The sequence below is a fragment of the Arthrobacter sp. 05T444 genome, from assembly GCF_056395905.1.
On record NZ_JBFTKK010000007.1, the window covers coordinates 1 to 22,943 of the forward strand.

21 protein-coding genes, 1 pseudogene and 1 riboswitch are annotated in these 22,943 nt (G+C 67.6%); of the genes and pseudogenes, 12 read left to right on the forward strand and 10 right to left on the reverse strand.

The window, feature by feature from the left end; genetic code table 11:
• From AC1DD3_RS08555 to AC1DD3_RS08575, 5 genes and pseudogenes are all read left to right on the forward strand, one after another.
• A pseudogene (locus AC1DD3_RS08555) lies at window positions 1-115 on the forward strand (IS30 family transposase); the annotation flags it as partial.
• A gap of 159 nt (window positions 116-274) precedes the next feature.
• Complete coding sequence (locus AC1DD3_RS08560) at window positions 275-994, forward strand: ABC transporter ATP-binding protein (RefSeq protein ID WP_230121485.1); 720 nt, start codon at window positions 275-277, stop codon at window positions 992-994.
• The gene (locus tag AC1DD3_RS08565) at window positions 991-3,027 is read left to right on the forward strand and encodes a YhgE/Pip family protein (RefSeq protein ID WP_476881424.1); all 2,037 of its coding nucleotides are present in this window, start codon (window positions 991-993) and stop codon (window positions 3,025-3,027) included. The genes AC1DD3_RS08560 and AC1DD3_RS08565 overlap by 4 nt, the downstream gene beginning before the upstream one ends.
• Window positions 3,024-3,707, forward strand: coding sequence for a TetR/AcrR family transcriptional regulator (locus tag AC1DD3_RS08570; RefSeq protein WP_230121483.1), 684 nt, complete (start codon window positions 3,024-3,026; stop codon window positions 3,705-3,707). The genes AC1DD3_RS08565 and AC1DD3_RS08570 overlap by 4 nt, the downstream gene beginning before the upstream one ends.
• An 8-nt stretch (window positions 3,708-3,715) precedes the next feature.
• Window positions 3,716-4,321, forward strand: coding sequence for a hypothetical protein (locus tag AC1DD3_RS08575; protein WP_476881425.1), 606 nt, complete (start codon window positions 3,716-3,718; stop codon window positions 4,319-4,321).
• Here AC1DD3_RS08575 and AC1DD3_RS08580 read toward each other — a convergent pair.
• The 5 genes from AC1DD3_RS08580 to AC1DD3_RS08600 form a co-directional block, all read right to left on the reverse strand.
• Window positions 4,305-5,732 carry a D-alanyl-D-alanine carboxypeptidase family protein gene (locus tag AC1DD3_RS08580; RefSeq protein WP_476881426.1) on the reverse strand — a complete coding sequence of 476 codons (1,428 nt, stop codon included), beginning with the start codon at window positions 5,730-5,732 and terminating at the stop codon, window positions 4,305-4,307. The genes AC1DD3_RS08575 and AC1DD3_RS08580 overlap by 17 nt on opposite strands.
• 168 nt (window positions 5,733-5,900) lie before the next feature.
• Window positions 5,901-6,428: a SixA phosphatase family protein gene (locus tag AC1DD3_RS08585; protein ID WP_230120200.1), complete on the reverse strand. Its 528-nt coding sequence runs from the start codon at window positions 6,426-6,428 to the stop codon at window positions 5,901-5,903.
• A gap of 45 nt (window positions 6,429-6,473) precedes the next feature.
• The gene (locus tag AC1DD3_RS08590; protein ID WP_230120199.1) at window positions 6,474-6,677 is read right to left on the reverse strand and encodes a dodecin family protein; all 204 of its coding nucleotides are present in this window, start codon (window positions 6,675-6,677) and stop codon (window positions 6,474-6,476) included.
• Window positions 6,678-7,007: 330 nt separating this feature from the next.
• Window positions 7,008-7,880: a winged helix-turn-helix domain-containing protein gene (locus AC1DD3_RS08595; RefSeq protein ID WP_230120198.1), complete on the reverse strand. Its 873-nt coding sequence runs from the start codon at window positions 7,878-7,880 to the stop codon at window positions 7,008-7,010.
• 607 nt (window positions 7,881-8,487) lie between these two features.
• On the reverse strand, window positions 8,488-9,438 hold the full coding sequence (locus AC1DD3_RS08600; RefSeq protein ID WP_476881427.1) for a hypothetical protein: 951 nt from the start codon (window positions 9,436-9,438) through the stop codon (window positions 8,488-8,490).
• Between the two features lie 196 nt (window positions 9,439-9,634).
• On the opposite strand from AC1DD3_RS08600, the gene AC1DD3_RS08605 reads away from it, so the two are divergent.
• The 6 genes from AC1DD3_RS08605 to AC1DD3_RS08630 all read left to right on the forward strand — a co-directional run bounded on the left by AC1DD3_RS08605 (window position 9,635) and on the right by AC1DD3_RS08630 (window position 18,392).
• The gene (locus AC1DD3_RS08605) at window positions 9,635-10,375 is read left to right on the forward strand and encodes a response regulator transcription factor (protein WP_056630944.1); all 741 of its coding nucleotides are present in this window, start codon (window positions 9,635-9,637) and stop codon (window positions 10,373-10,375) included.
• A 3-nt stretch (window positions 10,376-10,378) separates the two neighbouring features.
• A complete protein-coding gene (locus tag AC1DD3_RS08610) occupies window positions 10,379-11,926 on the forward strand; it encodes a HAMP domain-containing sensor histidine kinase (protein ID WP_476881428.1) in 1,548 nt (515 codons plus the stop codon).
• A gap of 94 nt (window positions 11,927-12,020) precedes the next feature.
• A riboswitch (cyclic di-AMP (ydaO/yuaA leader) is annotated at window positions 12,021-12,184 on the forward strand.
• A 5-nt stretch (window positions 12,185-12,189) separates the two neighbouring features.
• Window positions 12,190-13,008, forward strand: coding sequence for an aggregation-promoting factor C-terminal-like domain-containing protein (locus AC1DD3_RS08615; protein ID WP_476875153.1), 819 nt, complete (start codon window positions 12,190-12,192; stop codon window positions 13,006-13,008).
• 225 nt (window positions 13,009-13,233) lie between these two features.
• Window positions 13,234-14,640, forward strand: coding sequence for a bifunctional glycosyltransferase family 2/GtrA family protein (locus AC1DD3_RS08620; RefSeq protein ID WP_476881429.1), 1,407 nt, complete (start codon window positions 13,234-13,236; stop codon window positions 14,638-14,640).
• The gene (locus tag AC1DD3_RS08625) at window positions 14,637-16,664 is read left to right on the forward strand and encodes a glycosyltransferase family 39 protein (RefSeq protein ID WP_230120189.1); all 2,028 of its coding nucleotides are present in this window, start codon (window positions 14,637-14,639) and stop codon (window positions 16,662-16,664) included. Before AC1DD3_RS08620 ends, AC1DD3_RS08625 begins: the two co-directional genes overlap by 4 nt.
• Before the next feature lie 6 nt (window positions 16,665-16,670).
• Window positions 16,671-18,392, forward strand: coding sequence for an ArnT family glycosyltransferase (locus AC1DD3_RS08630; RefSeq protein WP_476881430.1), 1,722 nt, complete (start codon window positions 16,671-16,673; stop codon window positions 18,390-18,392).
• 59 nt (window positions 18,393-18,451) lie between these two features.
• Here the strand turns inward: AC1DD3_RS08630 and AC1DD3_RS08635 are convergent, their stop codons facing one another.
• From AC1DD3_RS08635 to AC1DD3_RS08650, 4 genes are read right to left on the reverse strand one after another with little or no spacing between them, the layout of a single operon-like run.
• A complete protein-coding gene (locus tag AC1DD3_RS08635; protein ID WP_476875149.1) occupies window positions 18,452-19,135 on the reverse strand; it encodes an HAD-IA family hydrolase in 684 nt (227 codons plus the stop codon).
• Window positions 19,136-19,149: 14 nt separating this feature from the next.
• Window positions 19,150-19,545, reverse strand: a complete 396-nt coding sequence (locus AC1DD3_RS08640; RefSeq protein ID WP_476875148.1) for a VOC family protein — start codon at window positions 19,543-19,545, stop codon at window positions 19,150-19,152.
• Window positions 19,546-19,603: 58 nt separating this feature from the next.
• Complete coding sequence (upp, locus tag AC1DD3_RS08645) at window positions 19,604-20,239, reverse strand: uracil phosphoribosyltransferase (RefSeq protein WP_476875147.1); 636 nt, start codon at window positions 20,237-20,239, stop codon at window positions 19,604-19,606.
• A gap of 12 nt (window positions 20,240-20,251) precedes the next feature.
• Window positions 20,252-21,058 carry a phosphatase PAP2 family protein gene (locus AC1DD3_RS08650; RefSeq protein WP_230120184.1) on the reverse strand — a complete coding sequence of 269 codons (807 nt, stop codon included), beginning with the start codon at window positions 21,056-21,058 and terminating at the stop codon, window positions 20,252-20,254.
• 59 nt (window positions 21,059-21,117) lie between these two features.
• Between AC1DD3_RS08650 and AC1DD3_RS08655 the strand changes: the two genes are divergently transcribed.
• On the forward strand, window positions 21,118-21,687 hold the full coding sequence (locus AC1DD3_RS08655; RefSeq protein WP_230120183.1) for a nucleoside deaminase: 570 nt from the start codon (window positions 21,118-21,120) through the stop codon (window positions 21,685-21,687).
• A 3-nt stretch (window positions 21,688-21,690) separates the two neighbouring features.
• Here the strand turns inward: AC1DD3_RS08655 and AC1DD3_RS08660 are convergent, their stop codons facing one another.
• On the reverse strand, window positions 21,691-22,941 hold the full coding sequence (locus AC1DD3_RS08660) for a DNA glycosylase AlkZ-like family protein (protein ID WP_476881431.1): 1,251 nt from the start codon (window positions 22,939-22,941) through the stop codon (window positions 21,691-21,693).
• Window positions 22,942-22,943 lie beyond the last annotated feature (2 nt).

A 22,943-nucleotide genomic window follows, 5' to 3' on the forward strand; every position in this document is an offset into this window, starting at 1 on the left:
CTACGGTCCCGAAGACCTCGAACTCGTCGCTCAGAAACTCAACGGCCGGCCACGTAAAACGCTCGGCTGGGAAACCCCAGCCGAGCGTTTACGTGCTTTACTACTAACCACCTAACCAACAGGTGTTGCAACGACCGCTAGAACCCAAGCATGGATTTAGGGGCCTCACGTGTTCGTTCGCGCTGTCTCTTGGGTCACAGGTGTTCCGTTCTATTTGAACTGACTGGTCAGTTTAGTTAGGCTTGATGCAGACAACCTCTGCGAAAGGCTCCACTTGCTCTCCGTACACCAGCTTCGCGTGAACGGCCGGCGGGACGATCTGCTCCCGCCCACGTCCTTGCAGGCAATCCGCGGCGGACTCCTGCTGGTCACCGGCGACCGTCAGGATCAGCGCACGGCCCTGGCCCTTACCCTCAGCGGCAGGATGAAACCGGACAGCGGAACCGTGAGCTGGGACAGCCAGCCCAAGATCAAGCCGCTGCGCCTCGCCAGCGCATTGGTGGACTCCCCAGGTGTCAACGAGCCCGAACGGCACCTGAGCGTGCGGGACCTCGTCACCGAGGATCTGTCCCTCATCCCGCGCCGCTACCGCGGAGCACTGCTCAGCAAACCCTGGCTCAAGATCAACCGTTTCGAGGACATCTCGGACATGTGGGCGGAACAGCTTCCGCCGCGGCGGCGCACCGAACTCCTCACGGCCCTGGCGCTGGCCAATCCCCGGACCGACCTCCTGGTCCTGGATTCCCCCGACCGGCACGGTGCCGACCCTGCTGACTGGCTTCCCCGCCTTGAGGCGCTTGCGTACGACGGCGGCCGGCCACTCGCGGTCATCGCGACCGTTACTGCCCTCCCGGACAGCTGGACGGGTCCGACGGCGACGATCGGCAACGCTGTGATCGGCACTGCGGTCCCGAAAGCTGCGGCGCCGAACGCTGCCGGGCCGGACGAAGAAGAAACCACCGAAAAACAAGCCGAAACCGAGGACGCCAAGTGACTGTGCTGCGGCTGGCCCGTTCCGAACTCAAGCGCATGACCGGCGGGGTGCTGCCCAAGCTGACCATCCTTGCCCTGACCATGGTCCCGCTGCTCTATGGCGCCGTGTACCTCTATGCGAACTGGGATCCGTACGGGAACCTGAACCAGATCGACGCTGCGCTGGTGGTGGAGGACACCGGCGCCGCCACGAGCGACGGGACGCGGCTGCAGGCCGGCCAGAAGGTCGCCGACAGCCTCATCGAGGGGCACGTGTTCAACTGGCAGTCCGTCCACTCCGCAGCAGAGGCGGACCAGGGCGTCAGCGAAGGAAAGTACGCCTTCGCACTGAAGATTCCGCGCGACTTTTCCGCCAACCTGGCTTCGCCCGGCAGCTTCGATTCGGCAAGCCAGGCCATGCTCAACGTCACCACCAACGACGCCAACAACTACCTCCTCAGCACCATCGTGGACAAGCTGACCACCGCCGTCCACGCGTCCGTGGCGAAGGAGGTCGGCGAAGAAACCGCTAACCAGCTCCTGACTGGCTACGGGACGATCCATGCCCAGATGGTCAAGGCGGCGCACGGAGCAGGTGAGCTGGCTGACGGCGTCGCGCGGCTGCGCGACGGGAGCGCCACCCTGCACCAGGGCTCCACCCAGCTTGAAGCGGGCGCCACCGAGCTGTATAACGGCCAGGTCAAACTTCGCGACGGCGCCACGCAGCTCTCCGCGGGAGCCGGCCGGCTGAACAGCGGCCTGGCCCAGCTGCGGGACAAGACCGCCTCGCTCCCTGCCGATTCGCAGCAACTCGCCGACGGCGCGGCGCAGGTGGCCGCCGGCAACGCGGCGCTGAACACGAAAGTCCAAGACGTCGTCGGACAGTTGGAAGCGGCAGACAACGGCCTCCGGACCCGCGTCCAGGAGTCCAATGCGCGGCTGGTCGCGGCCGGCGTCCTGACGCAGGAGCAGTCAGCCAGGGTGCTGGCCGATTTTGATGCCGCGGCCGCTTCCAGCCCCGTCGCTGAGGCCCGGGGGAAGATCCAGACGGACTCGGCGCAGATCCAACAGCTTTCCGACGGTTCCGCGGCTGTGAGCGCCGGGGCTGCCAAGCTTGCCGCGTCTGCACCGGCCCTGACGGAAGCCATCGCCGCGGCTTCCACCGGGGCGGACCAGCTCGCCGCAGGCTCAGCCACTCTTGCCGCCGGAGAGCAGTCCGCAGTGGACGGTACGGCACGCCTCGTGGACGGGGCGCGGAAGCTCGACGACGGTGCCGCGCAGCTTGAGACCGGCGCGCGCACCGCCGCAGACGGTTCCAGGACGCTGGCAGGCGAGCTCGCGAAGGGCGCCAGCAAAATTCCGAACCCGGATGCAACGCAGAAAAGCGATATCTCGGAGGTGATCTCCGATCCCGTGGCCGTCAGTAACGTCTCGCAGGCGAAAGCCGGCTCCTACGGCGCCGGGCTGGCTCCGTTCTTCCTGACCCTTGCGCTCTGGATCGGGGTGTTCATGCTGATCCAGGCCATGCGTCCCGTCACCCAGCGCGCTCTCGCGTCAAACGCTCCGGCGTGGAAGATCGCCATTGGTGGCTGGCTGCCATTCCTGGCGGTGTCCGCACTTCAGGCTAGCCTGCTGACCCTCGTGGTTAACGCCGGGCTGGGACTGAATCCGGCCCACCCGGTGCTGATGTGGCTTCTCATGCTCGCCGCGGCCATGGCCTTCAGCGCCATCATCCAGGGCGTGGTGGCGCTGCTGGGATCACCCGGAAAGCTCGTGGTCCTCATTCTCCTGGTCCTGCAGCTCGTCTCCTCCGGCGGCACCTTTCCGTGGCAGACCACGCCGCAGCCGCTGCACGTGGCCCACCAGATCCTGCCCATGGGCTACGTTGTCACCGCAATGCGGCACCTCGTCTACGGTGCCGACCTGTCCATGATCCCGGCCACCGTGGCGGGGCTGGTTGGCTACACTTTGCTGGGACTGGCGCTCTCAACGCTGGCCGTCCGCAAGCACAAGTTCTGGACCCTTAAGACCCTGAAACCGGAGATCGCAGTATGACCACATCCGAGGCAGACCCCGCCGGTTCGAAAGACGCGGCCGTTGGGTCCACTACGGACGTTGGGTCCAAAAAACTGCGTCCGGCACGGACCAACGCCACGAAACAGAAGCTCTTCGAGGCCTCCATGGAGCTGATCGGCGAACGCGGCGCAGCCAATGTGACCGTGGACGAGATCGCGGCCGCCGCCGGGGTGTCCAAGGGCACGGTCTACTACAACTTCGGCAGCAAGTCGGATCTGATCGCCCAACTGCTGCGGCACGGGGTGGACATCCTTGAGGCCAGGCTCCTCAGCGTGAAGGGTGAGAAGGCGGATCCCCTGGACGGCATGGACGCCATGATCGGCCAGGCCATGGACTTCATGGCGGAGTACCCGTCCTTCGCGCGGCTCTGGGTGAGCGAGAACTGGCGCACGCCCAGCGAGTGGCAGGACACGTTCGCCGAACTCCGTGCACGTCTGCTGGCGGTGATCGGCGCGGCCATTGAAGACGTGGCCGCGAAGTACCCGGTGGATGCGTCCATCTCCAGGGGAAGCCTGGAAACGGCGATCTTCGGGGCGTGCTTCGTGGTGGGCCTGGACCGCCAGACGTACAACCCGGAGCGGACCCGTGACCAAAGTGTTGCGGCCATCATGGCGATCATGCGCGGCTACGTCCTGCAGCAGCATGATCCTCATGGATGATTAGTCCCATGAGTCACATGGGTAACAGCGGGAAGATCGCTATCGGAGCGTTTTTCGCTGCCCTCGGCATGCTGGTACTAACGTCCATCACCCTTGAAGAAGCCGTACTTGTCACGTTCCTCGGACTAGTGGCGGTGGGGTACATGGCATCGGTGGCGGAAGCATTTGCCCGCCGCCGCTACTTGGCCCTGCTGGCAGGTGGCGCGGGAACGAGCCTGTCTATCGGGTGTTCCATCGCATTCCTGCGTATGTGGGGGCTTGCCTTCAACCAGGATCCGTCGGCGCTCGGTCCAGCCGTGACCGCCAAGGATTCGGACATCTACTTTTACCTTGCCGCCGCCTCCGGATCGGTCACGCTGCTGGTGCTGTTCGCCGCTGCCGTCTGGCCGGCCGGCCGGCGGCAGCGGAGACGGTCCGCGTCGGCTCAGAGGCGGCGGTCCTCGCCCGCCGGAACTTCCGGAGGCAGACCGGCCACCAGGCGCCCCGTCCCCCCGCGCCAGCCGGGGCCCAGACAGGCAGCCCCGCGGCAACCGGCGGCTCGCCAGCCGGCCGCACGCCAGCCGGCAGCCCGGCCACTGGCCACACGCGAACCCCGGGTTACCGGAAGACGCTGAATGTCTGCCAGCCCGGACCCACGGTTCGGGTGCCGGTAAACAGACCGCTGCCGAGGCTGAAGTACAGCAGGCGGCCGTCGGCGGCCTTGGCCGTGAGGCCGCGTGTTCCCGGGCCCTGGAATCCAAAGGAGGCGTGCGACTGGGCAACGGCATTCCAGCCGCTCCCCACCTTCCGGCGGGTTTCGGGCACGAACTTGCCCGCGCCGTCGGACCTGAAGAGCACCAGGTCGCCGCCTGATTTGGTGACCAGCAGGTCCTGACGGCGGTCGTTGTCGAAGTCGGCCATGACCAGCTTGAGTCCTTGGAACCCCTGGCCGATCCGAAGCCGGGTGCCGAGGGCTCCGCCGGCAGCGTTCGGGTAGTAATACATGGCGCCGTCGGCAGCGGTTCCCACCACGCCCGGGAACCGGTGGCCGTTGTGCCACTTGCCCACCGTGATGTTCATGGACTGCCAGCCGGCGGTGCCCACCCTGATGGCACTGAGGAAGCCGCCCGTGAGCTTGCCCCGGTACACGGTGAGAGTCCCGTTGTTCCACTGGGCAACGATGTCGTTGACGCCGTCGGAATTCCAGTCGGCCACGAAGCCGGATTTCAGGCCCGCCCAGCCCGGTCCGATCTTCACCCGGGTCCCGAAGCCGCCGCGTCCGTTGGCCGGATACTGCCACAGGACGCCGCTGCTGTCGGCGGCAAGCACGTCAGCGCCGCTCTTGATGGTCGGACGCGCGGAGAAGTACTGCTCCAGGGTGGGAATGCCCCGACTCTTCATGGCCGTGGCCAGCTGCACGCCGACGTAGCGCAGGTGCCAGGGCTCATAGGCGTAGCCCGTGATGTTGGTGTAGCCCGATGGGTATCTGACTATGAATCCGTAGCGGTGGGCGTTCGCAGCAACCCAACGCCCGCCGGGAGTGGTTCCGAAGCAGGCAGTGAGCCCGCAGCCGCCGCCCACATTGCCGACGTCGGCGGCCAGGCCCGTCTGGTGTTCGCTGTAGCCGGGCCGCGCCGAGATCTGGTCAGCGTACGCCTGGCCGTACATCTGCACGTAGGAGCTGTAGAGGCTGCTTTGCGTGGCATAGGACCGGTACGCGCTGACGACCTCCAGGGAGTGCCCTGCGGCACGTGCCCCGGCGAAGAGCTGGTTGATGGCGCCCGCGGTCTGGCTGCGCAACAGATGGCCCGTCCCATTCCAGCGGACCAGGTCCGGCGGCACGAACTGGGCAGGGCTCAGGGGGCGTGACTTGTTGACCAGGACCCAGGAATTGTTCGGGTCGGTCACCACTCGCGTGGACAGCTGTTCGCCTGAGGGCGCTGCCTGGGCCGGTGGCGCACCGGCAAGGAAAAGCGATAGGACTACGACGACGGCGGCGCACCGCCGGACGTAGTCCCGCCACCGGGTCAATCCAGAAATCAGCATGGCGGGCCCTTCCCCACTAGACGACGCTCAGGTACAGACTACTCGGGTGCCCGACATTCACTTCTGCCGCCGCGACAGGTCCGAACGTGAGGCGCCCAGTCTGCCGTGCTGCCTGCCGTGCCGCCCTGCCACCGCCCTGCCACCGCCCCACCACCGCCCCGCCCGAGCTTAGTGGGCGCGGGGGACCTTGAAGTGGGTGATGCGCGCATCCTGTCCGTCCAGCTCCGCCCAGGATTTTTCCGTCTCGAGGACGGTCAGTCCGCTGGTAGGAAAACGCGTTGCCGCGTCCATGTAGGCATCGTGATTCGAATCCCGGGACGCCAGGTGCATGGCCAGGTCCTGCACGCCCGGCATGTGGGAGATCACCATCAGCGTGGTGACGGTGTCCGGAACGTGGTTGATCACCGAAAGCATGCTCAGCCCCGAAGCGCCGTAGAGTCCGTCCTCAAGTTTCGGCGTCGGTGCTTTGTCGCCCAGCTCGCTGCATACCCAGGTGCAGGTCTGGCGGGTACGCAGCGCACTTGAGCACAGGATGAAGTCGGGGACGATGTGGTGCTTGAGCAGCCACTTGCCGGCCAGCGGAGCCTCGCGGTGCCCGCGCTCCTCCAACGGCCGGTCGTGGTCCGCCACTCCGCCCGGCCAGTCGGCCTTGGCGTGGCGCATGATGACCAGCCGTTTCTTGTGGTGCCCGCTCATGGACTCACCCTACTACCCAACCAACCGGCAGCCGGGCGCGCCGACTCAGTCTTCGAGGACGAAGGTCACTTCCAGCACGACGTGCCAGGCCACCACGTTGCCGTCGGAGATTTCGACTTTCTGCTCCTTGACCCAGGCGCCGGACACACCGCGCAGTGTCTTGCTGGCGCGTGAAATGCCTTCCTTGATGGCGTCGTCAAAAGAGGTTTTGGAGTTGGCGCTCAAGGTGGTGATGCGTGCGACGGACATGGTTCCTCCTCATAGTCGGATCAACGATCCGAGCCTACGCCGGAGGAAGAGAAGGCAATAGAGTTCAAAAAGACCAGCCGCGGAGGCACATGCTCGTTGGCGCCGGACGCGCAAAAGCGGCAGTTCGGGTGGGAGAGGGCGCTGCAACGCAGCGGTACATCCCGAAAGCGCCGTTGTTGCGCGAACACCGCCGTCGGGGTTCCCTGACCGAGCTTGCGAGGTGAGGGGGACGGCGGGGGGAAGCGAGCGCAGGCGCCGAGGGATCGTGGCGCGAAAGCGAAAGCGCCCGCTCCCGCTGAGGGGGACGGACGCTTTTGCACGAAGTTAAGGCTAGATCGAGTATTCCGGAGCGGCCCAGACAACAACTTCGGGGTGCTCGTAGAACCGGTAACCCTGGCCGCGGACGGTACGCACGGTGTTGGCGAGGCGGCCCAGCTTGGAGCGGAGGCGGCGGATGTGGACGTCGATGGTGCGCTCGTTCGGCACTTCCTCGGCGTTGCGCCACAGGCCCTCGAGCAGTTCGTCGCGGCCCACGGTGCGGGTTCCGTTCTCCACGAGGTAGTTGAGGAGCTCGAATTCCTTGAACGTCAGGTTCAGGGATTCGCCGTCGAGGTGGACTTCGCGGCGGGCGAGGTCGATCAGGACACCGGAAGGACGGGGATCCTGGGCCGGCTGGAGACGCGCGGTTTCAGTGCGCTGCCGGGTGTTGACGGTGGGGTCACCGAACGTGGAGCGGACGACGTCGAGCGCGGAACCCTGGGCGCTGGCCGGCGCCACTGCGACGGCGGCGTAGCTCTCAGCGCCGGAAACGAGCGACTGGGCGTAGGCCCGGATCTCCTGGGCAAGCTTGGCTATGGAGGTGCCGGCAGCAGCCGCGGTTTCCTCGTCAATCCCCATGTAAAGGACAAATCCGCGGGCCACGTTGTCGTTCGGCACCGGGCGGACGGACGTCCCGGGAGCGGGAGCCAGCAGGGGCGTCGGGGCGGTCAACGGGGCGGCTTCCTCAGCCGGAACAGCGCGCAACTGGCCGTAAGAATTGGGGTTGTATCCCTGGGGCGCGTAGCCCGGGGCCGGAAAGTTGTTTCCCTGGCCGGCCGGGGGAAACGCCGGGCGGGCGCCGAACCCCTGGCGGAGGCCGGAGGCCTGTCCGGCCTTGTTGGCGTTACGGACGGAGATGTGGACGTATCCAGATGCAACTGACATGAATGCTTACCTCAATGTGAATGGCCGTCATCGCGGCTCGAATGCTTGGTTCCCCGCAATGAGTTCTGGGGAGGGCGCCCGACGCTGGGCTGGGGGGCGAATGCCTAAAAACTTCGTGGGGTAGAAAGTCAGGCGTGCATTCGACAACAGCGCATGTCGGCAGCAGCGGGTGTGCTGGGCCAATATTCTGCGGTTGCAGGTGCTGTTGAGTTCTTGTTCACATTTGAAGTGTGCAACGTAACAATGAAAACTTGCAAGTAACAATGGACGCTCACGTCCGCATCGTGAGACGAAAGCCCCCTTTGTGGGTCAAATCACAATTCTGAACGCCTCAATTTTCGGCGGTCTTTTTCCAGAACGAACGTTCAGAAAGCGACTTTTGTCGAATTTTATGCGTGAAACTCCTCTTTTTCCGGTGAATATTCAGTCAGATCCGAGCGGCCGGAATTCGGCAACCGCCAATCGGCGGTTGTCCAGCTACGACGCGATCCGGACTGGAAATTTTTGCCGGAGCACTCCCGGTCGCCACGGTCAAGCGCCCGCGGGTTTGCCGGAATCCTCCGTTCCCCGGACCCGGCAAACCGGCAGCCGAACTGCTGCGCTGGTCTCAGCTGGTCTGCCCGGCCTGCGTGGCGGCGGTCACCAGGACACTTTCCGCCGTCAGCGTCGATCCTTCCTTGGCCGCCACGATCTTGACGGCAGCCCCGGAGACGATATCGGCGACGGTCAGCCCGCCGGTTCCGGTCTGCTGGCGACGTTGTTGCTGATTGCCCACGACTGTGGCGTCGTCGAGCGTGTAGGTGCTGGTGAAGCCATCCGCGCTCTTGACGGTCACTGAGTCCGAGGCGACGCTGGAGACCGTACCCAGCTGCGCCACCTTGGTGACGTACTGGCCGCTCTCCTGGACCACGTACTCCGAGTGAACGGCAGACGAGACGCCGCTGGCCATGCCGCCGAGCCCGCCGGCAGTGAAATCGCCGGGGGCGCCCTGGCCCGGCACCGCTCCGCCGTCAACACCGCCGCCCCGCCCGCCAAGCGTCCCGCTTCCGTCGGGAGCCGTCCCGCCCGGGACGGTGCCATCCGGAGCGGTACCGCCTTGGGGCACCCCTCCTTGCGGCAGTACGCCCTGGCCGAGGCCGCCGGCGCCCGCGGCGCCGTTGGCAGCGGCAGCATTATTGCCCAGGCTGTAGACGCCCACTCCGGCACCGGCCGCCAGAACGGCGGCCGCACCGGCCACAAGCAGCCCCCGCTTCAGCGTCCACGGCTTGCCGGCGGAAGACGCCGCACCGGCAGTACCGGCCGACGGCGGCGCTCCCCATCCGGTGCCCCAGCCTGCGCCGTTGCCAGTCGGCTCGGCCGAAGCGGCGGTGCCTGAGGACGCCGACGGCGGCGCTCCCCATCCGGCGCCCCAGCCCGGCGACGGCTCCGGAACGGGGGTTGTGGCAGGCACGGGTTCAGTGGCCGCCGCCGGCTGGGCCAGGGACACCGGTTCGGTGGCGGGATGAGACTGGGGTACGGGGCGGGCCTCGGGAACAGGTGGTTGCTGGTGTCCGCTCATAGCTATCTCCTTTGGGGTGCTGATTATGTCCCTTCCAGATTGGGAAGCCTTCCTGTGACTGGCCTGTGCAGGGCAAGAGCCATGCCTGTGATCTCGAAAAGCCCCGCTCCCCTGTCCAGCTCGCTACGCTGGGATTCACAGCCGGCGCACAGGAACCCCAAAGCGCCGGCTAAACCGCAGAACGGAGAGTTGTCCCATGGCCACTTCGCACTCCATGACCAACAACCTTCCCCAGCTCACCCATCCGGACGGCTCCCCCATCCGTGCCCTGGTGGTCGACGACGAACCCAGCCTGTCCGAGCTCATGAGCATGGGACTGCGCATGGCGGGCTGGTCCGTTGCCGTTGCGGCCGACGGCCCTGAGGCGGTCAAGCTCGCCAAGGAGTTCCGCCCGGACGTCCTCGTGTTGGATGTGATGCTTCCCGGCTTCGACGGCGTTGAGCTGCTCGGCAGGATCCGTGCCTTCGCACCGGAAGTGCCGGCGCTGTTCCTGACCGCCAAGGACGCAGTACAGGACCGCATCGTGGGCCTCGCTGCCGGCGGCGACGACTACGTCACCAAGCCCTTCAGCATGGAGGAAGTCCTGCTGCGCCTTCACCGCCTCGTGCAGCGCTCCGGCGTGGCGGCGATGGACTCTGCGGAACTCGTGGTGGGAGACCTGGTCCTGAACCTGGACACCCGTGAAGTCACCCGCGCCGGTGACGAACTCCAGCTCACGGCCACCCAGTTCGAGCTGCTGCGCTACCTCATGGAAAACCCCAAGCGGGTGGTGAGCAAGGCCCAGATCCTGGACCGTGTCTGGAACTACGACTTCGGGGGCCAGGCCAACATCGTCGAGCTCTACATCTCGTACCTGCGCAAAAAGGTGGATGCCGTGCACCCGCCGATGATCCACACGGTCCGCGGAGCGGGCTACGTCATCAAACCGGCAGACTAGGCCGTGACAAGCCTTTCCGGAGCCACCCGAACGCCGCGCCGCAGCGTGCTGAAGCCCGGCACCTGGCATCTCCGCACCCGGCTGGTCCTCGTTGCCATGGCGCTGCTCGTGGCCATCTGCGCCGCGGTGGGCCTGTTCAGCTACGCCAGCATGGACTCGTTCCTCACCCGCCAGCTCGACGATCAACTCACCGGCGCAGCTGACAGGGCCCGGGACTTTGGCCGTCCCCCGCTCGGCGGATCGGGCAATAAGCCCGATCCCCTCGAAGGCAGGGGCCAACGCGTCGGCACCATAGCAGCCAGGATCCAGGACGGCGAGGTCAGCAGTGCTGGTTTCCTGGCCGCCGATCTCACCCGCAAGACACTGTCGGCGGCAGACGACCAGGTTCTTTTGGGCCTGCGCCGCGACGGCGTCCCCGTTGACCGCACCCTGTCCACGGGGGCCTACCGGCTGGTTGCCGCCCAGTCGCCCTATGGCGACGTCATGGTGACCGGGCTTCCCCTCACCGAAAAGCAGAACACCCTGACGTCCCTTGTTGTGACCATCACCTTGGTGTCGCTGGGTGGCCTCGTCCTCATCGGCCTCGCCGGAACCGTGCTCATCCGCCGCACCATGAAGCCGCTCGAACAGCTCTCGGAGGTGGCCACGCAGGTTTCCCGCCTGCCCCTCGACGCCGGTGAGGTGGCACTCGCCGTCCGCGTCCCGCCGTCGAACGCCCACCGCGGAACGGAAGTGGGCAGCGTAGGCCATGCCCTCAACCTCATGCTGGACAACGTGTCCAATGCCCTCGAGGCGCGGCAGGAGAGCGAAATGAAGGTCCGCCAGTTCGTGGCCGACGCGTCGCACGAGCTCCGCACGCCGCTCACGGCCATCCGCGGCTACACCGAGCTGATGCGCATGACCGAGAAGTTCACGCCCGACGGCCAGCGCTCCCTCGCCCGCGTCCAGAGCCAGTCCGTGCGGATGACCACGCTGGTGGAGGACCTCCTGCTGCTCGCGCGGCTTGACGAGGGGCAACCGCTAAAGCTCAGCGACGTGGACCTCACGCAGCTGGTGATCGAGACAGTTAGCGATGAAAAGGTCATGGCGCCCGACCGCAACTGGCACCTCGAACTTCCCGAAGAGCCGGTAGTGGTGCGCGGCGACGCCTCACAGCTTCACCAGGTGCTGGTCAACCTGCTCTCCAACGCGCGCAAGCACACCGGGCCGGGCACCACGGTGGTCACCGGAGTCATGAGGTCCGCCGACGGCAGTGCAGTGATCACCGTGACGGACGACGGCGCGGGCATCCCCGCGGAGTTCGTGGACCGGGTCTTCGCGCGTTTTGCCCGCGCAGACGCGGCCCGGGCGACCCCCGTGCCGGCGGCGCCGGGCGCCCAGACGGCGGCCCCGTCCGGGCAGGCTTCCGCCGAAGGAACCAGCGGGCTGGGGCTTTCCATTGTGCAGTCGATCGTGGAAGCCCACGGCGGCACGGTGGAGGTCTCCTCACGGCCCGGCCGCACCGAATTCGCGGTCCGACTGCCTGCACAAGGCGACGCGCCGTCGTCGTGATCTCTGTTACCTAAATGTGACTTAAGCGTGAGCCTCCTGTACGGTCGATAGAGTGCGGCCACCACCAGGGCCGCGTATCCGGATGGACGCCCAGCTCTGCCGCTTCCCGGATTCCGCTTGACCAGGCAGAGGCGGGGGAACCAGAGTCCCGGGCAATCCGCATCAAGCCCTTGGGGTGAAGCCGACACGTGAATCGCCGTGCGGCCGGATGACCTCATCCGAACCCGACAGCTAACTCCGCAGGTGTTGAGAGGCAATCCACCATGTCTGAATTCAAGGTACAAACGCGCCCTGATCGCGCTTCCACGCAGTCCCGGCAGAAGCTTTCACGCCACCGCGCCGAACCTGTCCGGCCCATGTCGGCCTGGGGCCGGCTCACTGCTGACATCCCGTCATTCGGCCGCCGCGCGGCCGTGGTGACCACGGCGTGTGCCGTGCTCATCGGTGTCGGTGCGGCCAGCCAGGCCGCCGAGCAGGCTGCCCCGGTAGCCAGCCCCGCAGCGGCCTCCGCCACGGCCGACGCGGCGTCAACGCTCAACTTCGACAAGACGCTGATCTCCGCCCTGCCGGCGCCGACATCAGCCGCTTTGGCCCCGCAGTCCGCCGCCAAGCCGGCCGCCGCCGCGAAGGCTCCCGCTGCCAAGGCCGCCCCGAAGGCAACGGCAGCCAAGCCCGCCGCTGCTCCGGCGAAGGCTGCTGCCGTGCCGGCTGCCAAGGTGGCCCCGGTCCGGGCTGCCGCTCCGGTGGCTAAGCCCGCTGCTCCTGCCGCGGTGGATGACCCCGCCGGCGCTCAGGCTTATGCAGCCAGCAAGCTGTCCTCCTTCGGCTGGGCCGCGGACCAGATGCAGTGCCTGCAGAGGCTCTGGACCAAGGAGTCCGAATGGCGCACCACCGCCACCAACGCGAGCAGCGGCGCCTACGGCGTGGTGCAGTCCCTGCCTGCCGAGAAAATGGCGAGCGCCGGACCGGACTACCGCACCAACTACCGCACGCAGATCAACTGGGGCCTGGACTACGTCAAGGAACGCTACGGCTCCCCCTGCAGCGCCCTGAACTTCCACCTCGCCAACAACTGGTACTAAGCCGCCAGTCGGTGGGAAGCGGAGCGCGCGTTTCTGCACCCCTTTGAGTTTTTCGACGGCCCCCGGATCCACGTGATCCGGGGGCCGTCGGCGTCCCTGCACGTGGGCGCGGCCGGGAAGCGGTGCAGAAATGCGGCGGCCGCCCTTCCAAGGGGCCAAAACTTCCACAGCCCCCGCACAGCTTCGCCCTAAAACCCTCATATGAGGCCCCGCCACTGTTGAAGCATGACCCTCACAGACCAGGCCTCAGGAACCCAGCCGCACCCTCCACTGCACCCCCAGCCGCCCGCGCGGGTCCACTCCGCGCCGTCTGACGGGCACAGCCCGGCCGTTGCCCGCGCACGGCATCTGCGGCGCTCACCCATCGACACCGCCGCCGCGGTTCCCGTGCTGGACGTGACCATCCCCGTCTACAACGAGGAACGCGACCTGGAGGAGTGCCTGCGCCGGCTGCATGCGCATCTCCGGGGCAGCTTCCCGCACCCGTTCCGCATCACCGTGGCGGACAACGCGAGCACGGACGGCACCCTCAAGACCGCCGAGCGGGTGGCCAGGGAGCTGCGAGAAGTGTCAGTGGTGCACCTCGAGGAGAAGGGCCGCGGCAACGCCCTCCGCAAAGTGTGGCTGGCCTCGCCGTCACCCGTCCTGGCGTATATGGATGTGGACCTCTCTACCGACCTCGCGGCTCTGGGTCCCCTCCTGGCACCGCTGATTTCCGGGCACTCAGACCTCGCCATCGGCACGCGGCTGACACGCAATTCCAGGGTGGTCCGCGGGCCCAAGCGCGAGTTCATCTCCCGCAGCTACAACTTCCTGCTCCAGTCCGTGATGGGGGCGCACTTCAGCGATGCGCAGTGCGGTTTCAAAGCGATCCGGGCGGACATCGCCCAACAGATCCTGCCGCACACCGTGGACAACGCCTGGTTCTTCGACACCGAGCTCCTGGTCCTGGCCGAAAAGTGCGGGCTCCGCGTCCACGAAGTTCCGGTGGACTGGACGGACGATCCGCATTCCAGTGTGGACATCGTCCAGACCGCCCTCGCGGATGTCCGCGGCATGGCCCGGCTCAGCAGGGACATGGTGTCCGGGCGCATTCCCGTCGCCGAGCTTCGCGGTGCGCTGGCCCGCGGCCCCCTTCCCGCGGCCTCCCGCAGCCAGGAACAGAGCCCCAGCGGCAGCCTGTTCGGCCAGCTGGTCCGCTTCGGTACCATCGGCGCAGCGTCCACCCTGGCCTACCTGCTGCTCTTCTTCCTGTGCCGCAATTTCATGGATCCGCAGCTCGCCAATTTCCTGGCCCTGCTCACCACGGCCGTGGCCAACACCGCGGCCAACCGGCGCTTCACCTTCGGCATCGCCGGCGGCAGCGACGTTGCGCGCCATCACTTTGAGGGTCTTCTGGTCTTCGGGATCGGTTGGGCCCTCACCTCCGGGGCGCTCGTCCTCGTCCATGGAAGCACGACGCCGGACCGCTGGCTTGAGCTGGTCACCGTCACCGCGGCCAACCTCGCCGCCACGGCGGTGAAGTTCCTGCTGTTCAGGCTATGGGTGTTCCGACGGCGGCAGTCGCCGCCGGTGCACCAGGCTTCCGCCGCCACAGACTCCAAGACCGCTGAAGAAGAGGCAAGCAAATGACCACCACAGTGAGCCGTGCAGAGCACCGCACGGAGGCCGAATCCGGCGCAGAACAGGAACGGGGCGTCTCCGGGCAGACGCCGGTGTCGCGTTCACGCCTTCATTCCCTGCTGACGGGAAACCAGTCCCGCTGGGTCCGACCGTCAGCCGCGCTGCTGCTGGCCTTCTCGGCGGTCCTGTATCTCTGGAACCTCGAAGCCACCGGATACGCCAACTCGTTCTATGCCGCGGCCATCCAGGCCGGCACCAAGGACTGGACCGCCTTAGTGTTCGGCTCCCTCGATGCCGGGAACGCGATCACCGTGGACAAGCCGCCGGCGGCACTCTGGATTCCTGCCCTGGCCGGGCGGATCTTCGGCTTCTCGCCGCTTAGCATGCTGGTGCCGCAGGCACTCATGGGTGTGGCCGCCGTCGGGCTTCTCTACCTGACCGTGAAGCGTGTGTCCGGTCCGGCCGCCGGGCTGCTGGCCGGCGGTGCACTGGCCCTGACCCCCGTGGCCGCGCTGATGTTCAGGTTCAACAACCCGGACGCCCTGCTAACGCTGTGCCTGGTGCTGGCAGCATATTTCACCACCCGCGCCATCGAAAAGGCCGGCTGGAAGTGGCTGGCCGTGGCCGGTGCCGTGATCGGACTCGCGTTCCTGACCAAGATGCTGCAGGGCTTCCTGATTGTGCCCTGCCTCGCGCTGGCTTACGTCTGGGCCGCGCCCACCACCCTGGGCCGGCGGGTGCTGCATCTGCTGGCGGCTGCCGGCGGTATCGTCCTCGTCGCGGGCAGCTACATCGCGCTGTTCCAGCTCACGCCCGCCTCAGCACGTCCTTACATGGCGGGCTCGGAAAACAACAGCTTCCTGGAACTCACGTTCGGCTACAACGGTTTGGGCCGCATCACCGGTTCGGGAGGGGGCACGCCCGGCGGCGGAACCGCCCCAGGCGCCGGCGGCGGCATGTCCGGCAACGTGGGCTTCGGCGGAGCGGCCGGCATTACACGGATGTTTGGTGGCAGCTTCGGGGGCGAGGTGTCCTGGCTGCTTCCGGCTGCGCTGATCCTGCTCGTTGCGGGCCTCTGGTTCACACGCCGCGAGACCCGCACCTCCCGGACCCGGGCGGCCCTGATGCTGTGGGGCGGCTGGCTGCTGGTGACGGCTGGAATCCTGAGCTTCATGGGAGGAACGGTCCATCCCTACTACGTTGTGGCGCTGGCACCGTCCATCGCGGCGCTGGTGGGAATCGGTTCCGTTGAACTGTGGCGCGGGCGGTCCTACTGGCCAGCCAGGACCGTTCTGGCCGCAACAGTCCTGACGGCCTCCGTTTGGTCCGCAGTGCTGTTGGGCCGCGACGCGTCCTGGCTGCCCTGGCTCAGGCCGGCCGCAGTTGTCCTCGGCGTGCTGGCGGCGGCAGCGCTGGCGCTGCGGCTCGACTCGCTCCAGAACGTTTCCGCACGGCTGCGCAAGTCTGCGGCGGCCGGTGTTGTGGTCGTTTCGCTGCTGGCGGGCGGGCTCGGCAGCACGGCCTGGACCTTCGCCACCGCCGCCCAGCCCCACTCCGGTTCCATTCCGACGTCGGGACCCACCGCGTCCGCCATGGGCGGTCCCGGAGGCCAGACGGGCAGGGCGGACATCGCCGGCGGTGCGGGCATCAACGGAGGGCAGGGCGGCCCGGCAGGCGTGGCCGACGGCGCCGGATCGGCCGGCTCCGAGCTCACCGCGCTTCTCAAGTCGAGCACCGCGAAGTGGTCAGGAATCGTCTCGGGGGCCAGTCAGGCCGCGAGCCTGGAGCTGGCGACGGGCACCAACGTCATTGCCCTGGGCGGCTGGAACGGCGGCGACCCGTACCCCACCCTGGCGCAGTTCCAGGAAATGGTGGCCAAGGGCGAGATCGGTTACTTCATCTCCGGCGGAGGCATGGGCGGCATGCGCGGAGGCGGCATGCGCGGGGGGAACTCCGAGGTTGCCACCTGGGTAGCCGCCAACTTTGACGCCCAGACCGTGGGCACTTCCACCGTGTACAAGCTGAGCGAGTAGGCCGTCATGACCAACACCATTTCCCGCCTTAGCTTCCGGCGCCCCGGTTCCACGGCACCCGGCGTGGCCAGACAATCCGCAGGTGCCGGGCAACCAGCGGAAACCGGGCCGCCCGCCCAGCTGCGGAGCCGCCTCGAGCTTGCCGGGCTCCTGCTGGGTACTGCCGTCCTCTACCTGTGGAACCTGGGAGCTTCGGGCTGGGCCAATGCTTTCTACTCGGCCGCGGCGCAGGCCGGCTCACAGGACTGGGCGGCGTGGTTCTTCGGCTCCTCCGATTCCGCCAACGCCATCACGGTGGACAAACCGCCAGCAGCCCTCTGGATTATGGGCCTGTCCGTCAGGCTGTTCGGACTGAACTCCTGGAGCATCCTGGTGCCGCAGGCCCTGATGGGGGTGGCGACGGTCTGGCTCGTGTACCTTGCGGTGCGCCGCGCCGCCGCACCCGCCACCGGCGATGACCGGCCCGCCCACTGCGGCGGCCTGCTGGCGGGCGCCGTTATGGCGCTGACCCCGGCGGCTGCGTTGATGTTCCGCTTCAACAACCCAGATGCCCTGCTGGTCCTCGTCATGACCGCGGCTGCCTACGCAGTGCTGCGCTCGATCCAGGATGGCCGCTTCCGCTGGCTCCTGCTGGGCGGTGTGCTGCTCGGCCTCGGATTCCTGACCAAGCAGTTCCAGGTCCTGCTGGTGGTGCCTGGCCTGGCCGCCGCGTACCTGCTCGCTGCACCCGGCGGCCTCGGCAAAAGGCTGTTGCGGCTCGCTGGCGCGGGCGGTGCCATGGTGGCCGCCGCCGGGTGGTGGCTGGCTGCCGTCGAACTCATCCCGGCAGAAAACCGGCCGTATATCGGCGGCTCGCAGAACAACTCCATCCTGGAACTCACGCTCGGCTACAACGGCCTGGGCCGGCTCAACGGCGACGAGACCGGCAGCGTGGGCGGCGGGAACGGCTGGGGAACGCCCGGGCTTCTGCGGTTGTTCAACAGCGAGTTCGGCGGCCAGATCGCGTGGCTTCTGCCGTCGGTGCTGATCCTTGCCGGCGCCCTGCTGTGGGTCGGCCGGCGTGCCCCGCGGACTGATGCGGTGCGGGCCTCCGTGGTCATCTGGGGCTTGTGGGTGGCGGTCACCGGCCTCACGTTCAGCTTCATGGCCGGCATCATCCATCCGTATTACATGGTTGCCCTGGCCCCCGGCATCGCAGGCCTGGCGGGGCTGGGCGGCATCCTTCTGTGGCAGCGCCGCGCCCGTCCCGCGGCAGCCCTGCCGCTGGCTGCAGCTGTGATCGCTGCCGGGAGCCTGGCCTTCCAGCTGCTGGGCCGCTCCCCCGCGTACCTGCCCTGGCTGCGCTGGACGGTGCTGCTCGCGTCGCTGGCCGCGGCGGCCCTGCTCCTGCTGGCGCTGGCGGGGCAGGACCTCCGGACGTCATCGGCGCAGCTCCGGACGGCATCGCAGCGCACGACGGCGGGAGTCGCGCTCGCGGCGGTCCTCGCGGCGCCGCTGGCGTCCGGACTTCCGGTGATGGCGGTGGGAGGGTTCAACGGAACGGATCCCGCGCCGAACCTCGAACAGTTCCAGAAGCTGGTGGCCGCCGGTGAAATCCACTACTTCATCGGCGGCAGCATGATGCAGGGCGAGACGGGGTCGGACGCGGCGGCCAGGATCTCCGACTGGGTGGCGGCGAACTTCACGGCCAGGACGGTGGGCGGCGCCACGGTCTACGACCTTTCCTGACCGCAGCGTGCGCCAGAGGGGCAGGGGCTCGAGGGGGCCGGCGCCCTAAGGGGCGTGCGTCAGAGCCGGAAGGAGATGACCGGTCGGCCGTCCGTGCCGGACCCCACCGAAGCGGTGACCGCAGAGTAGTCGGGGATACGCAGCACGCCGTCGGGTACTACACCGGTGTTCGGGCCGACCGCCACCGTGCGGATGCCGGCCGCCACACCTGCCGCGATGCCGGCAGGGGCGTCCTCGAAGACCACAGCTTCCGACGGTTCCACGCCCAGCAGTTCGGCGGCCCGCAGGTAGCCTTCCGGATGCGGCTTGCCCCGGGTGACCAGGTCCGCGGTCACCGCCGTGGCAGGCATCGCCAGGCCGGCGGCGCCCATGCGGACGTCCGCCAGGATGCGGTCGGCGGACGTCACGAGGGCCACAGCGTCCCCGGGCAGCGTGCGCAGCAGCTCAGCAGCACCGGGCAGGGCGACAATGCCCTCGGTCCGGACCCGCTCCATTGCGCCGAGTTCCTCGGTAAGGGCCACCACGTCCGCGCCAGCAGGAGCGAAGCGCCGCACTGTGTCCCCGGCCTGGACACCGTGGGAGGTCCGCAGGATCTCGGCGATGTCCAGGCCATAGCGCGCGGCGAACTCGCCCCACACCTGTTCCACCACCGCGGTGGAATCCACCAGGGTGCCGTCCATATCGAAAAGGACGGCACGGGCCGTGAGGGTCCGGGCCGGAGCAGGTGTTGTGCTGGAAGTCATGCCCCCATTTTGCCCTACTGTCCGGCGGCCTCGGGGGCGGCTTCCCTGCCGGGGATGAACTGCACGGCCCATTTGTTGCCGTCAGGGTCGGAAAAATACACGAAATGTCCCCAGTCCTGGACGTCCACGTCGCTCACATCCACGCCGTTGGCCTTCAGCTGCGAGTGAGCCGCCTGGATGTCATTCACCACGAGCTGGAGGCTCGGGGCCGTGCCCGGCGGCGCATCGTTGAGTCCCTCCCCGATGGCGATCGAACAGCCGGAGCCGGGCGGGGTCAGCTGGACGAAGCGGATCCCGTCCATGGGACGCTCGTCGTAGTCTGCATTGAAGCCGACTTTGTTGACGTAGAAGTCCTTGGCGCGGTCCACATCGGACACGGGGACGAACACAAGTTCAAGTTTCCAGTCCATGGTGCACAGGCTAGCCCGGCACGAAAGGATCCGGAAGACCCGGGAAGCCCGGCCCCTCTCAGCCGGCGATGCCGTACAGGCGGTCCCCGGCGTCGCCGAGCCCAGGCACGATGTAGGACTTCTCGTTCAGTTTTTCGTCGATCGAGGCCAGCACGATGGTCACGTTGGCGTCGGAGAGTTCTTCCTCAAGTTTGGCCAGGCCCTCAGGCGCGGCCAGCAGGCAGATGCAGGTGACGTCGGAGGCGCCGCGCTTGAAGAGGAATTTGATGGCCTCGCGCAGGGTGCCGCCGGTGGCGAGCATGGGGTCCAGGACAAAGATCTGCCGGTCCGTGAGGTTCTCCGGGAGGCGCTCCGCGTAGGTGATGATGTCAAGGGTCTCCTCGTCGCGGGCCATGCCCAGGAAACCGACCTCGGCCGTGGGGACCAGCTTGGTCATGCCCTCAAGCATCCCCAGGCCGGCGCGGAGGATGGGGACTACCAGGGGCGTCGGCTTGGTGAACGCGGTGCCGACGGTCGTGGACACCGGGGTTTCGATCGTGACCGGCTCGGTGCGGACGTCGCGGGTTGCCTCGTAGGCGAGGAGGGTGACGAGTTCCTCGGTGAGCTGGCGGAAAACCGGCGAGGGGGTGTTTTTATCCCGCAGGACGGTGAGCTTGTGGGCGACCAGCGGATGGTCCACGACGAGTGTGCGCATGGGTCAAAACTATCACCCGGAGGCTGCCTTCCCGCCGCGGCTTCCGGCTCCTCCGCCGGCGTCGGGAAGCTCCTTGTCCGGCAGGTGGGCGGGGTGTTCGAAGGTGGGCGCCGGACCCGCATGCTCCCTGCGGCGGATCACGTGGAACAGCCGGTGGGCCAGGATCACCATGCCCACCCAGGCCAGCCCGAGGAGCCATGCGGCCATCACGTCCGTCATCCAGTGATGGCCGAGGAACACCCGGCTGAAACCCATGGCGATGATGAACACGGACCCCGCGGTGATGGCCGCCACCCTGAGCCGCCTCGTGCGGACCTGCAGGCACACGAGGTACACCACCACGCCGATCACCACCGTGGTGTTGAGCGTGTGGCCGCTGGGGAACGAGGGCGAAAACTCGAACGGCGGCACGGCGTCGATGTGGTCCGGGCGGGTGCGGCCCAGGAGCGTCTTGCCCACGGTGGTTGCCGTCACCGAGACAGCGGCGGCGCCGCCCACGAGGATGAGGGGCCGCCAGCTGCGGCTGACATAGATCAGCCAGGCCACCAGGATGCTCGCCAAAATGGGCATGCCGATGCCGCCACCGATGTTGGTGAAGGCCGTGACGGCGCTGTCCAGCCAGGGAGTCCGGTACTGTTTGGCGAGCTCCAGGGCTGGTTCATCCAGGCCGGACACACCCTTCTGGTCCACCACGCTGTCGTACACCTCGGCTCCGAGCAGCGTTAGGGTGATCACCAGGATGCCGCCGACGATGAGCGTGATCCACAGTGCCGCGTAGGGGCCAAGCCACCGCCCGAATCGGTCAGTCACGGATTTCATCATCGCTCCCGGCAAGGTGCTGTCTGAAACTAAGTACCCTTCGAAACTATAATTGACCCATGGCCCCGGCAGATCCGCAACACCTCGAATGGATGGGCCTCGCCCTCGACGAAGCCCGGCGGGCTCTGGCCACCGAGGATGTGCCCATCGGCGCCGTCGTGATCGGGCCTGACGGCGCGGTGCTGGGTTCGGGGCGCAACGAACGGGAGGCGCTCGGGGACCCCACGGCCCACGCCGAGGTCGTGGCCATCCGTGAGGCTGCCGCGCGGCTCCGCGAACGGGCCGCGCAGCACGGCGGTCCCGGGGACGGCTGGCGGCTCGAGGACTGCACCCTGGTGGTGACGCTGGAACCGTGCGCCATGTGCGCTGGGGCGATAGTGCTGGCACGGATCCACCGTGTGGTCTTCGGCGCATGGGATGAAAAGGCGGGGGCCGCGGGGTCGGTGTTCGACATCCTCCGCGAGCGCCGCCTTAACCACTGGGTGGAGGTCTACGCGGGAGTGCAGGAGGAGGAGTGCGGCGCCGTGCTGCGGGATTTCTTCGCCGCGCACCGCAGGACGGGGCCCCTGAACGGCGGGGTCAGTACGGAGCCCGGAAAGGCCGAACCCCGGGGCATCGAACGCCCCTAGCCCTTACGGCTTGCCCCGGCCGTTGGCGGCGTCCAGGGCGTCGATCCGCTCCTGCCGGGACGCCGGCGAATCGAGGCTGAAGGACCGGAAATCGCCCAGGTCCTCCTGGATCCAGGCTTCCACCTCGGCAATCCGCCGTTCAACGGCCGGCGTGGGGCCGTCAAAGAGCCAGAACGCGATCCGCGCCTTTACTGGGTCGTACTGCCACAGCCCGATGATCCGGCCGCGGTCGAGAATGGGGTGGTCCGGCAGATCGGCCTGAATCGCCAGAGTGGAGTTGAGCACCTTTCTGCCCTTGTCCGCCTCGGCAAACAGGTCTCCGGAATTCCGCCGCTGCAGGACCAGCGAATCGGTTCCGGCCAACAGCTGGATCTGCTCCGCGTCCGGCGGCGTGAACCCGGCGAGGCGTTCGACGTCGTCGGGCAGCATCCAGAGCACGTCACCGCCGGCGGTGGGAACCTCGACGGCGCCGACGGCGGCCAGTGCGGCTTTGCTCTGGGCGACGGTGAAGCCGGTGAACCATTGGGACTGTTTGAGGGTGGCCCCGCCGGTCCAGCCCAGATAGCGGCGGATCAGCTCGGCGCGGGCGCCCTCGGGGTCGAGGGTGCTGGGCGGCAAGGCCCAAAGAGTGTAGGCGTAGCGCTGCTGGTCCAGGCGCCCGTTGATGGGGACCCGTCGCACCCGGCCGTCGGCCTGCAACAGCCCCAAGGCCGTGGGCAGGGTGGTGGCCGCGCCCTTTTTCTTGCCCTCCTCGCCGAGGTTCCGGACCGATTCGCCCAACTCATCCTTGAGCTGTTTGGGGTCCATCGCCCCGGCAGCCTCGGAGAGCACGTGCAGGATCTGCTCTTCGAGCAGGGTCATTTCGCCGCGGTCCACGCCCAGCCTGCCCAGCACCCTGAAAGCCTCTTCCGCGTTCTTGCCCAGGCTCAAGGCCCACGCGAAGTCCTCCCGGCCCAGGACGTACGTGCAGCCGCGGGCCGTGGGCAGCTCGTGGATCCGCAGGTCCAGGACGTCCTGGTCCACCTGATCGCGGCGAATGCCGGCACGCGCAAAGAGCGTCAGGTAGGGATTGGCGCCGCCCACAGAGCGTGCCCAGCCTGCCCGGGCGAACACCTCGTCCGAGGTGAAGCCGGCCAGCGTGCCGTCCAGTCCCTGCTTGTGCCAGGCCCACGCCCGGAGCAGTTCGGGAGTGAGCGCCTCTGGTTGGACCTCCCCGGTGCGGATGCCATCGGACTGCGAGACGTGGATAGTCATGC